The 13,014-nt window shown below is 57.0% G+C and carries 7 protein-coding genes; 6 read left to right on the plus strand and 1 reads right to left on the minus strand.

Annotated features, from left to right (window positions below):
* The first annotated feature begins 362 nt into the window (after window positions 1-362).
* Complete coding sequence (locus CPH65_RS23020; protein ID WP_096176030.1) at window positions 363-5,702, plus strand: hypothetical protein; 5,340 nt, start codon at window positions 363-365, stop codon at window positions 5,700-5,702.
* 206 nt (window positions 5,703-5,908) lie between these two features.
* Here the strand turns inward: CPH65_RS23020 and CPH65_RS23025 are convergent, their stop codons facing one another.
* Entirely contained in the window at window positions 5,909-7,273 is a 1,365-nt protein-coding gene (locus tag CPH65_RS23025; RefSeq protein WP_172891570.1) for a protein phosphatase CheZ, read from the minus strand.
* Between the two features lie 133 nt (window positions 7,274-7,406).
* On the opposite strand from CPH65_RS23025, the gene CPH65_RS23030 reads away from it, so the two are divergent.
* From CPH65_RS23030 to CPH65_RS23050, 5 genes are all read left to right on the plus strand, one after another.
* On the plus strand, window positions 7,407-8,609 hold the full coding sequence (locus CPH65_RS23030) for an MFS transporter (RefSeq protein WP_244574672.1): 1,203 nt from the start codon (window positions 7,407-7,409) through the stop codon (window positions 8,607-8,609).
* 198 nt (window positions 8,610-8,807) lie between these two features.
* A complete protein-coding gene (locus CPH65_RS23035) occupies window positions 8,808-9,962 on the plus strand; it encodes an ABC transporter permease (RefSeq protein ID WP_096176033.1) in 1,155 nt (384 codons plus the stop codon).
* A 10-nt stretch (window positions 9,963-9,972) separates the two neighbouring features.
* Window positions 9,973-10,761, plus strand: coding sequence for an ABC transporter ATP-binding protein (locus CPH65_RS23040; protein ID WP_096176034.1), 789 nt, complete (start codon window positions 9,973-9,975; stop codon window positions 10,759-10,761).
* A 15-nt stretch (window positions 10,762-10,776) separates the two neighbouring features.
* On the plus strand, window positions 10,777-12,174 hold the full coding sequence (locus CPH65_RS23045) for an MlaD family protein (protein WP_096176035.1): 1,398 nt from the start codon (window positions 10,777-10,779) through the stop codon (window positions 12,172-12,174).
* A gap of 198 nt (window positions 12,175-12,372) precedes the next feature.
* On the plus strand, window positions 12,373-12,957 hold the full coding sequence (locus CPH65_RS23050) for an ABC-type transport auxiliary lipoprotein family protein (RefSeq protein ID WP_096176036.1): 585 nt from the start codon (window positions 12,373-12,375) through the stop codon (window positions 12,955-12,957).
* The last annotated feature ends 57 nt before the right edge of the window (window positions 12,958-13,014 follow it).

The raw sequence follows: 13,014 nt of genomic DNA on the forward strand, positions 1-13,014 counted from the left end.
TTTTCCATCACTTACCCTGCTCTTGCGAAAGTGGTCCAAAAAGGGAATCAGCGTGGTGAACAGATTTGGTTAACAAATTGAAGCAAGCCACGGAAAATTATTGTTCCCTAGCACTTCCACAGCTAGTACGATGCAGACCGATATATCGAACGCTCAAAACGACTGTGACAGACCCCACCAAACAATCGGCTTCTGGACAATGGACCAAGCCGGAACGCGGGCCTGACGCTATTGGCGATTTCGAAGGAATTTCATGGCCCGTCAGGGTGGCTTGGCTGTTTTCAAGAGGCACCCCTCACCTTAGCAGGTGAGATGAAAACGGCTGCATGACGAGTATAGAGTAAGACAAGGCTGGTACAGACATGTCAAGAAAGTCTCCAAAGATCCAGGATCCGACAGAAGCGGCGCTGTCGGCGGTTGAAGATGCTTTGAAACTGGATTTCGACGTAACAGATGAAAATCTGGAACCGAAATCCGGCGATGAGGGCGAATTTCGCGACCGTTCAGCCGACGACCGAAGCTCAAGGGGCGACCTGACGACATCGCGATCCGATAGTCGCGGCAAGAACAAGCCGCGCCCAGCCAATGATGACACCCGGACAGTCGGCCACATGTTGCAGGCCCTTCAGCAACCGGTAAGCTCTGCTCCATACTGGTTCGCAACCATCCTGTCAGCAATCTGGATCGCTATGGGGAGCTTGTCTTTCTATTATGGCTTCGGTCCGGAAATCGCCTCAGGCGGTTTTCAGGGTATCCTGGAGACACCAGCGGCGCTTGCCACCATCGCGGGCATCGTGCTGCCAGTGGTGCTGTTCTTTATGATGGCCTACATCGTCGTGCGCTCCCATGAGATGCGCCAGGTTTCCTATGCCATGACCGAGGTCGCCATGCGTATGGTTGAGCCGGAGAATGTGGCCAAGGAATCCGTCGTCAATGTCGGGCAGGCGATCCGCCGCGAAGTCGCCTCCATGAGTGACGGCATCGAACGGGCACTCGCCCGCGCGTCCGAACTCGAAGTGATGGTGCACAACGAAGTTTCCTCTCTGGAGCGTGCCTATTCCGAAAACGAACTGCGCATTCGCTCGCTGATCGAGGAACTGATTACCCAGCGCGAGGCAATCGTGACGAACTCCGAACGGGTTCGCGCCTCGATCTCGGGTGCCCACACCAGCCTCACCGATGAACTCACCACCACCAGCGATTCCATTTCCAAGAGCGTGTCGGAAGCTGGCTCCCGTGTGACCCTGTCGCTGGCAGAAAAAGGCGAGCAGATCACCATCGCTCTTGCCAATGCTGGCGAGACCATGGTCAATGTGCTGTCCAACCGCGGCTCCGATCTGGTTGAACGCCTGTCTTCGACCGGCTCCAACGTCACCGAGTCCCTTAGCGACGCCGGGCAAAGCATCACCAACCAGCTGAGCATGTCGGGCAACGACATTTCGCAAAAGCTTGAAATCACCGGTAGTGATCTGACCAGCCAACTGGCCAGCATTGGCAATGAAGTCACCGAACGCTTTGTCGGTGCCGGTCAGGAACTGACGATGACCCTGTCCGACACGGGCAACATCGTGGCCCAGAATGTCGCCGAAGTTGGCGAGGGCCTCAATACAAACCTGCGCTCCATCGGCTCGGAAGTCACCGCGAACCTTGCCTCCACCGGCGGCAACTTGACCACAGAGCTGCGCTCCATTGGCAACGAGGTAACCGAGAACCTTGCCAACACGGGCGGCAGCCTAACCACAGAGCTGCGCTCCATTGGCACCGAGGTTACCGAGAACCTTGCCAACACCGGCGGCAGCCTGACCACAGAGCTACGCACGATCGGCACCGAGGTTACCGAGAACCTTGCCCACACCGGCGGCAGCCTGACCACAGAGCTGCGCACAATCGGCACCGAGGTTACCGAGAACCTGTCGAGCACCGGTTCGACCCTGTCCAACGAATTGCGCACGATCGGCTCGGAAGTCACCGCGAACCTGTCCAACACCGGCGGTGCTCTGACCAGCGAATTGAGAGACATCGGCAACAACGTCACCGTCAGCATGACCGAGATCAGTTCCAACATGACCCAGTCCATGTCGGAAACCGGCTCTGCCGTCGCCGAGACCATCAACACACAGGGCAATCAGATCGTCACCGCGATCACCGAACGCTCTACCGAGGTCTCCGAGGCCCTCAAAGGCACTGGCGATGCCCTTCTGGTCGATCTGTCGCTGCGCGGTCATGAGATCAACGAAAAACTGGATGAGACGGGCTCCAACATTGCCCAGACCATCACCAGCACCGGCGACAACCTCACCCATAACATGTCCGAGACCGGCAACCGGATCGCCGACACCTTGTCTAGCGAAGGTCTCAATCTCACCAACAAACTCGACGAGACCGCAGAACGCGTTCACAACTCCGTCGTGGTCAAGGGTGGTGAGCTCACCGGGCAACTTGAAAACCATTCAAGCAATCTGGGCGACATGCTCGCAGAGCGGTCCCAGTCTCTCGGCTCTATGCTGGAAACCCAGTCCCAATCCTTTACCGAACGTCTCGACGATGCTGCCGGACGCGCCAGCGATGCGCTCAACTCCCGCTCCATGGAAGTCACCGAACGGCTCGCCATGGTCGGAACCGAAATTGCCAAGGTCATTGCCCAGCGCGGTGCCAAGGTCAAGGACCTGTTCGAGAGTGCCGGTGGCGAACTCACTCAGGCTCTCGAAGGCCAGAGCGAAAGCATCCGCCTCGCCATGGAAGAACGTGTCAAGGCGTTCGACGAAGTGGTCAGCGTCCAGGGCACCAATCTTGTCAGCCATCTGGGCGATCGCCTCGACGGCCTCAGCCAATCCATGGACCAGCGCATCAACACACTCGACCAGACCCTGTTTGCGCGTGCCAGTGAGATCGAGTCGATGCTCGACACGCGGCTTGATGGCTTCTCCACCAGTGTTTCCAACAAGACCGAAGAAGTCGCAATTGCCCTCACCGCTCGCACCGAAGGGTTCGAACGGGATATCGGCCAGCGCCTGAGCGGGTTCGAACAAAGCATTTCAAGCCTGACCACCAACTTCGCCTCCAAGGCGGACACACTCAACATCACGCTCGAAGAACGCACAACCAAGCTGGACGACACACTCGACAGCCGTGCACGTCAGATCAACGACACCCTGCTCGACCGCACACGCGACATCGCGACGGCCTACTCCAAGGGGCAGCAGGACATCAACGAGAGCATGGACAATCGCCTCACAATGGTTGGCGAAACCCTCTCCCGTCAGGCGCACGAACTCACCGAAACCCTGTCGGATCGCGTCGCCGAGATCAATGTCTCCCTTGGCAGCAAGGTCTTCGAAGTGGCAGAGACCCTCGACAGCCGTTCGGCACAGATCGAGGCCATCCTCAATGATCGCATGAATGCGATTTCGACCAGCTTCGCAACGGAAAGCGCAAAGGCAAGGGATTCCCTGGCCGAGACCCTCACCACCGCGAGTGTCGAAATCACCGAGAAAACCGAGAACTTCAACGCGGTGCTCGGCTCGCGTTCGCAGGAGCTCTCCTCTATCCTTGACGAGAAAGGCAATGCCGTCGTCATGGCTCTGGACAGCCGGTCTGCCAACATCACCAACACATTCCAGAAAGCCGGCGAGAGCATCATTCATGCCCTCTCGAGCCGAGGCGGCGAAATCGCCAAGGCAGTCGCAGAGGAAAGCGCCAGAGCATCCCGAACCCTTGCCCAGACCGGGGAAACCCTCGTCTCCGCAATTTCGGAAAACAGCACGCGCGCAACCGAAACACTGGATGAAAGTGCAAGCCGAGCCGTTCAGGCCATCACAGAAAGCTCGGATCGCTCTGTCAATTCCCTGACGACATCCACGGACCGTGCGGCCCAGACCATGGTCGCAAGCTCCCAGCAGGCCATTCAGGCTCTGGAAGACAGCACCACCAGAACCCAGACGTCCCTGTCCAACAGTGCCCGTCAAGCCGCCGAAGCCTTCACCGAAAGCACCAGCGGCACCCTCGCCGCGATGGAAGAGAGCTCCACCCGCACGGTGGAAGCCCTCAACATCAGCTCCGAACAGGCCCGTAGCGCTCTTGATACCTCTTCGAGCAGCCTCGTTCAGGCCATCGCCCAGAGCAGTCACGATGCCATCTACAATCTCGACAGCTCCAACAAGCGCCTGATTGAAGCGATCCGAACGGCATCGGAAGAAGCCTCTCAGTCCATGAGCAACACAAACGAGTTGCTGCGCAATGATGGTACCGAGATCGTCGAACGTCTGAAAAATGCCAACGACACGCTGTCCGAACTGCTGCTCAATGCAGGCCACAGCCTCTCCACCATCGAAACGAGCCTTTCTGCACAGACGGCCCAGTTCCGCGATGTTGTGGAAACCGTGGTCAATGAAGCCGGCAGCTCAACCCAGCAGCTCACCGGCCAAGTCCACGATCTGCGCGATGTCTCAGGCAATATCCTCGATCAGGTCGCCTCACTGACCGGTAAGTTCGAGGAACAGGCAACTGCCCTCGTCAACTCGACACGCGCCATGGAAGCAACCAACAACCGCTTCGAAGGCACAGTCGATGAGCGCCGCGCAATGCTTGCCAGCATGACCGATGAACTGTCCCAGCGCACGGAATCAATCGAGAATGTGCTGAACAACTTCACCTCGATCATCGCCAGCACCCTGAGCACGGCCGAAGGGCGCGCCCGCGATGTGGGCATGTTGCTCAGCCAGAGCACGGAAGGTGTCTCCAAGGAGGTCATGGACCAGCTCGAGCAATTGCGCATCAATGCAGCGTCCGAAGGGCGTCGGGCAGCCGAGTCCATCCGTGCAGTTCAGCATGAAATGAGCGAAGAGATGGCCCAGTCCATGGCCGATGCCAATTCCCGCTTCGAGCAGGCAACCAAGGACATCCGTGCCATCACGCAGGAAATCAAGCGCGATCTGGACATCACCCGCGAGGAATTGAAACAGGGCCTCAACGAGTTGCCGGGCGAAACCCGCGAAGCAACCGGCGCCATGCGCCGCGTGGTTTCCGAGCAGATCGATGCCCTAAAGGAACTGTCCCGCGTCGTTCAGCGTCATGGCAACACGTTCGACACCATCCCCGCTGAACGCTCAAGCAGCCGCAATTCTGCTCCGGCTCCGTCCCAGCCCACTCAGCAAGCACAGGCACCCGCTCCGGCACCGCGACCGCTGCCACCCGTACAGCAGCCCATGCGTCAGCCCGAGCAGCCTCAGTCGAACGCATCGATGAGCAGCAGCTATTCAGCTCCCGAAGCCCACGACGATGATGACCATCGCTCTGGCGGATGGGTCTCTGACCTGCTCCGTCGGGCTTCCCAGCCGCAGGATAACCTGCCTCAGCCGGGCGACGCAGCCGCACTCGAGCCGCTCTCGCGTGACATCGTCCGCGGCATCGACGACAACAATCAGGCCATGGCCTGGGAAAGCTATCGCCGCGGCGAAGGTGGAAGCTTCACCCGTCGCCTCTACACCCTCAAGGGTCAGCAGACCTTCGAGGATGTGCGGATGCGCTATCAGCGGGACAACGACTTCCGCACGACGGTCAACCGCTATGTGGCAGACTACGAGCGGATCCTCGACGATATTTCCCGGAAAGATCGCGACGGCACCGCCACCATGGACTATCTGACGTCGGAAACAGGCAAGGTCTACACCATGTTGGCCCATGCAAGCGGACGCCTCGGTTAAAACCGGGTGAGCCAACCGGTGAAACCGATGGAGCGGTGAACGGCGACAAAGACAACAAAAAAGGGTGCCTTTTGGCACCCTTTTTTATGCGATTATCAATGCAGATTTCTGTAGTCCACCGATCTGGGGAGGTGGTTTCAACAACCATCAACGCCTAAAACGTTCATCCTCGCCCAACTGAGCCACTCAGACCAAGCGTCCAAGACCTAGCTGAACTGAGCGACACGGTCGACCAGATCGGCCTCTTCGGATGCAGCCTCTTCAGCATCGTCTTCCGACAAGTCGGAACGCGCGAAGACATCGGCCTCTTCCGCATCGGCTGCCGAGGCAAAGATATCGGCATCGATCTCAGCGACGAGTTCCTCAGCCGTTTTGTCGGCATCATCTGTTTCGAAGACATCGGCGGTCAGTTCCGGCTCAGCAGCGGACGCAGACGCATCAGAAACTTCAGAAGCCTCAGCACTCTCTGCTTCGCCAGCGGCCTCTGCCCCGTCAGAATCTTCTGCCCAGGACAGGCTGTCGAGCTCCATATATTCGTCTTCACTCACGGACTCCACTTCGGCGTCTGCAGGTGCAGCGTCGGCGCTGTCATCAACCGAAGTCTCGGCCTCAGCGGAAACCGCTTCGAAATCATCCGCAGACACGGCATCAAAGTCATCGGCGCCGGTCTCGGCGCTGTCATCAACCGAAGTCTCGACCTCGGCGGAAACCGCTTCGAAATCATCCGCAGACACGGCATCAAAGTCATCAGCGGCAACCGCTTCGAAATTGTCCGCATCCAACGTTTCTGAATCTTCAGCAGACCCCATATTGTTGAAAAGGGCGTCCACATCATCCTGATTGGACTCCAGTTCATCGCCCGCATGCGTCATCAGGGCGTCGACATCATCCTGTTCAACGCCTTCCCCGGCCAGAGCCGGGCCATTGAGCAAATGCCGATCCGGACGCGTGTCATGCGCCTTGGCATGGGAATGATCGATATCGACATCTTTGGCCTCGAAGCCCCAGATATCGACCATGGAATTGATGCGACTCTCCACATAGCGCATGGCATCAACGATCTTGCGGATGCGTTGCCCGGTCAGATCCTGGAAGGAGCAAGCCATATAGATGTTGGTCGCTTCCATATCCAGTGCGTCGCACTTGGCCTCTTCAACACCCTGCTCGCGAAAGGTCCAGGCGAATTCCTGAATTTTTTCTGCAGCGCCAAGAATGTCACTGGTCGCTGTCTCGGTCTGGGAAACGATTGCATCGAGTTCGCTAGAAGCACGCTCGAATCGTTCGGCGCCGTCGTTGTCCTCGTGCTTGATCTGAGCGATTTCCTTTTTGGTCTTCTCGATCGCTGCAGCCATGTCCGCCAGATCCAACTTCACCCGATGCATGAGTGACGACGGGGCCTGTTCACGGACCACCGTTTTTTCCAGTTTATCTATGGCGTTTAATAGAGTATCTGTATCGGCATTGCGATTGCGCCTCGCATATTCGGACAGAAACCACCGACCTCGCGCGGTCTCCATCACGGCGGCTTCAATGGCCAGATAGTCCTCTTGTCTTAGGGGCGTTGGTGGCATTGGCTTGCTCATGGTTCAGACCAAATTCCTTAATTGAACGGCACGATTCACTGCTAAAAATACGTAGTGACACGTCGATGCTACATCCGAATCCTTAACGCTAGTTTACCGTTATTCGAGAAGAACCGCCATGATGACACCCGAACATCGAGGATATGCAACAAGAATCTCCATATTCTATGCCGCGTTCTTTTTCCCCTTTGGAATTTATTTACCATATTTCGGCGTCTGGCTGGAAGACCTTGGAATGAGCGCGGAGGAAATCGGATTCCTGCTGACCATCCCCATGATCACCCGTGTCTTCTGCACGCCAATCATGGCCGGGTTCTCGGATCGATTGGGAGACCGAAAGCTTGCACTGATTCTCTATTGCGGCTTCTACACCATGACATTCGGACTGATCCTTCTGGATGACAGCCTTGTCTGGGTCGCAAGCATCATGACCATTTCCTACATTGCCCATAGTGCCATCGTTCCGGTGAGTGATTCCCTAGCGTTAGCCGGGACTCGGCGTTACGGTCTGGACTACGGCAAGATGCGCAGCTGGGGCTCGATCGCCTTCATGGCATCCAACCTCGTGGGGGGTGTCTTTCTCGACGCGCTTGGCGCCAGCAGCATCATCTGGATTCTGGTGATCGGCAACCTTCTGCACACCACCGCTTCCTTCATCCTGCCGGTTGATCCACGCCGCATCGACAACAAGAGGCTAGGCAAGGCACCACGGCTCGAGTGGTCACAATTGCGCGAATTTGTGCAGCCCGGATTCTGGTTGATCCTTCTGTCGGCGTCTGCGATTCAGGCCTCCCACAGCCTCCTGTATGCTTTTGGCACTATCTATTGGCGCGACATTGGCATTTCTGCCAATATGACTGGTATCTTCTGGTCGGTCTCCGTCGCCTCTGAAGTTATATTGCTATATTTTTCCAAACGCATTCTCGGCTTCATCTCTTGGCGAACCATGCTGATGATCGGCGCGATCATGGCCACTGTGCGCTGGACGATCATGCCCATGCATCTACCCGAATATGGATATCTGATCCTGCAGCTTTTCCATGCTGGCACCTTTGCCTCCTCGCACCTTGGCGTCATGTTCTTCATCTCCGAAACCGTCGATGACAGCGTATCGGGAACGGCACAAGGCCTCTACACCATGATGAACGGCCTGATCACAGCCGTCGCGACCCTGTTGTCGGGTGTCTTTTTTGCCCAATGGCAAGGCGATGCTTTCTATTTCATGGCAGCCACGGGCCTCTTATCGTTTTTTGTGCTGCTTATGTCTCGCCTGTTTCCCGTTGGCAAGATCGGCGCAACGCACAAGGACCCCGGGACAGCCTGATGGGCGACAGCAAAGCGCTGGCTAAATTTAGCGAAATCCTTCAGAAACGCTTGTATCCGATCACCAAAATAAGGCACAAGACTTGCAAACAAAGGTCTTTCTATCCAAGCTGCCTTCATCCAAGATCGGGGGCGAACGGGCGATCATCGGCGTGGGCCGGTCACCCAACCGGCAAGACCTGGGACCAGAGAGTATGACATGACCGATCAGGGGATCGACATCGCCAAGACTGCGCAACCACCGAGGCTGAGTGACTCAGCAACGGCAGAGCCCGGCGTCATGCAGCTTGATGGGGACTGGACCCTCGAAACCGTCAAGGAAGCGGACAAGCTTGTCTCCGATAGTCTTGAGACTGCGAAGCGCCCGGAACAGATCGATCTTCAAAACCTGTCTTCGCTTGATACATCCGGGGCCTGGGTGATCGTCAGACTGATGCGAGGTCTGGGGCTGGATGAAAGCGCACTTCGCTCGATCCGTCCGCGTCACAAAACCCTCTTCGAGGCGGTCTGGGAAACCAACAAGGTTAAACCGCAGGAAGAAAAACAGGCCGGCTATCTCGTCAACATCGCCGAACAGACCGGGAAAGGTGTCGTCGAGATCTATTGGGACATCAAGATACTGGCCCACCTGATGGGCGGCGTTTTGGCAAGCCTTGGTTCGGCCTTTCTTCATCCCAGACGGATCCGCTTCACATCGATCGTGCACCACCTTGAACAGACCGGATTGAAAGCCGTTCCGATCGTTGCCTTCATGTCCTTTCTCGTCGGCGCGATCGTGGCCCAGCAGGGCGCATTCCAGTTGCGCAAGTTCGGTGCGGAACCCTTCGTCATCGATCTGGTGGGAATTCTGGTGCTGCGCGAAGTCGGCATCCTGTTGACCGCAATCATGGTAGCAGGCCGCTCGGGCAGCGCCTTCACGGCCGAATTGGGCTCCATGCGCATGCGCGAGGAAGTGGACGCCATGCGGGTGATGGGCCTCGACGTCATCGAGGTCCTGATTACACCCCGTGTGATCGCGCTCGTCATCGCCCTGCCTCTTTTGGGCATGGTCGCCAACGTTGCTGCACTCAGCGGCGGCGGCATGGTGGTGTGGTTCTATTCCGACATCACCCCCGCGTCCTACATCAGTTGGCTGCGGCAGGCGATTGCGGTGAACACCTTCATGGTCGGTGTGATCAAGGCGCCCTTCATGGCCCTGATCATTGCGCTTATTTCCTGCTCGGAAGGGCTTCAGGTCGGAGGTAGCGCCGAATCCCTAGGGCGAAGGACCACCGCTGCCGTGGTGAAGTCAATCTTCCTGATGGTGCTGGTGGACGGTATTTTTGCCATCTTCTTTGCTGCAGTCGGATATTAGGAGCCAAGGCATGAACACCGAACAGCACAAGGAAGGCATGGATCAGAACCGCGACATTCTTCTGTCGGTTCGCGGCCTGTCCGTGGGCTTTGCGAATAAACTCATTCTTGAAGATCTCGATCTTGATGTGTTCAGCGGCGAAATCATCGGCATTGTGGGCGCGTCGGGCACCGGCAAGTCCGTGTTGTTGCGCGCCGTTCTGGGATTGGTGCCCAAACAGGAAGGACAATTCATCCTGTTCGGCTCGGACACCAATCACCTGTCGCCAGAGGAGCGCCTTGTCATTGAACGCAAGCTCGGCGTCTTGTTCCAGCATGGTGCACTTTTTTCCTCTCTGACAGTCCTTCAGAATATTCAGGTGCCAATGCGCGAGTATCTGTCGCTGCCGCAAAGGCTGATGGATGAATTGGCGATATCCAAGCTCGAACTGGTCGGCCTGTCGCCGGATGCCGCCCATCAATATCCTTCCGAATTGTCCGGCGGCATGATCAAGCGCGCAGCACTCGCGCGCGCGCTTGCCCTTGACCCGGATCTTGTTTTGCTTGATGAACCCACATCCGGTCTCGATCCCATCAGTGCCGAAGAGTTCGATGAACTTATTTCGACGCTCAGAAACACTTTGGGACTCACCGTTTTTATGGTAACCCATGACCTCGACAGCCTTAGTCAGGCGTGCGATCGGATTGCCGTCCTTGCCGAACGCAAGATATTGGTGACAGGAACCATGCAGGAACTTCAGGGTCACGATCATCCCTGGATCCGCCGCTATTTCAACGGCAAGCGCGCCATCCGGCAGTAGGACAGGAGTTGATAGATGGAAACCAAAGCCAATTACGTTGCCATTGGCCTCTTCACACTGATCCTGACGGCTGTTGGTTTCGGCTTCATCTACTGGATTGCCCGCTTTGATGATGTCAAACCCATGCGCGAAGTCGTCGTGCGCTTCGAAGGGTCCGTTGCCGGTCTGATCAAAGGTGGACAGGTCATGTTCAACGGCATCAAGGTTGGCGATGTCAAAGGCCTCAACTATGACCCGGACAATCCCCAATATGTGCGCGCCTATCTCGATGTCGATTCCGAGATTCCGCTGAAAAAAGACAGCCGCATCGAGCTATCCTTTCAGGGTCTCACCGGTGTTGGAACCGTCGAAATCAAGGGTGGCAGTGCCGACTTACCGGATTTGCTGGATCAGCCGGGCACACCCGAACTCACCGCCAGCACCTCAGCACTGCAGGATCTTATGTCTGGAGCCAGACAGATCCTTGCCCGTGCAGACTCCGTGCTAAAGAAGGTTGAGGGCGTCGTCGACACCAATGAAGGCCGTATCAGCAACTCCATCGAGAATGTCGAGGCCTTTACCAATGCGCTGAAAAACAACACAGGCAACATCGACACCTTTCTCGCGGACGCCTCCGGCGCAGCCAAGGGCCTGACCAGCCTATCGGCTAAACTGGAGACGCTCAGCGGCCGGGCCGAAAAGCTGATGGAAGCTGTTAACCCCGAAAGCGTGCGAAACAGCGTCGCCAACATCGAGACCTTCAGCGACAAGCTGGCCAGCGCCTCCGGTCAGTTCGACGGCGTCGTCAAGGACGTCTCGGAAGCCGCCAAGGGCATCAACGATTTCTCGGCCAACCTCTCCACCTCATTGGGCAAGGTCGACACGCTGGTTGAAAGCGTCGACCCGGCAACGGTCCGCAAGGCTGTTGCCTCACTCCAGACCTTTGCAGCATCTCTTGACGAGTCCTCCGATGACATCGGAGAGATCGTCAATGAGGCCAAACAGGCAGCCGGCAATGTCAACGACTTCTCCAAGACGCTGAACGCGCGCACCGATGATTTCAATCAGATCATCACCGATGCCAAGGAGATATCGGGCCGCCTGCGTGTCGCGTCCGAGCGTGTCGACGGATTGCTCAACAAGGTTGACGGTGTCCTGAGCAACGAGGATGGCGGCAAGGGTGTCGTCGAGGAAGTGACATTGGCCGCCCGCTCGATTCGGCGCCTGTCTGAAAGCTTCGAATCCCGCGCCGACGGAATTGCGGATGGTCTGGCTCGCTTCTCGGGCAAAGGCCTGAGAGACGTCGAGAGCATGGTCGGGGATGCGCGCAGAACCATGCGCCGCCTTGAAAGTGCGGTCGAAAAGCTGGAAAATGACCCCTCTAGCCTCATATTCGGCGGCAATAAGGTCAAGACCTATAACCGTCGCCATTGATGCCAGCCTCAAGGCAGGGTATGACTAGTCAAACACTGCGTTGCAAAATGCCCTCGCATTTGTGGCAAAAAGGCTTGGTTCGCTCCGATTTACCGGCCCGGTGCCAAAAACCATTTGGCATCATCGTTGAACTGATTAAAGTGAGCGCGTGATAGTTTGTTCACCCAAGGTGGGAATGTGATTGGTTTGCGGACTTATATGCGTCATTTGGCGATTGTGAGCCTTTGCCTTCTGACTGCGTCATGTGCGGCAGTCGTTGGCAAGAAGGAACTCGCAACCTACGACCTTTCGGCACCGACCAGCTTTGCCGAAATCAGTGGCCAGACCAATGCCCAACTGCTGGTATCGATTCCCACGGCTCTGAAGTCTCTTGACAGCGAAATGATCGTCGTACGCCCCGGCGGTGCAGAGATCACCTATTTCGGCGATGGCCAATGGAATGACAAGCTGCCCGTGCTGCTGCAAGACAAGATCATCCGGACCCTCGAGAATTCCAATCGCGTCCGCTCCGTTGTCAAACCGGGCGACGGTGTTGTGGTCGACTACAAGATCGCAACGACAATCCGTGCGTTCGAACTGGTTAACGACAAAGGCAGCATTGCCCGCGTATCCCTGTCGGTCAAGATCATCAACGATCGCACCGGGCGGGTTCGTGCCTCACGTCTGTTCACAGCCACCGCCCCGGCGAGCCTTGCCAACACCAAAAAGGCCGTGGCCTCACTCGACGTTGCTCTTGATAGCGTTCTGCGCCAACTGCTGGTCTGGGTTCTCAAAACAATCTAGAGCGCTCACACGGCCCTCACAGCATCTGATCTGCATCCTTCAAACATCCCCCCAAGC

The sequence above is a fragment of the Cohaesibacter sp. ES.047 genome (assembly GCF_900215505.1).
In the GTDB taxonomy this organism is placed as follows: domain Bacteria; phylum Pseudomonadota; class Alphaproteobacteria; order Rhizobiales; family Cohaesibacteraceae; genus Cohaesibacter.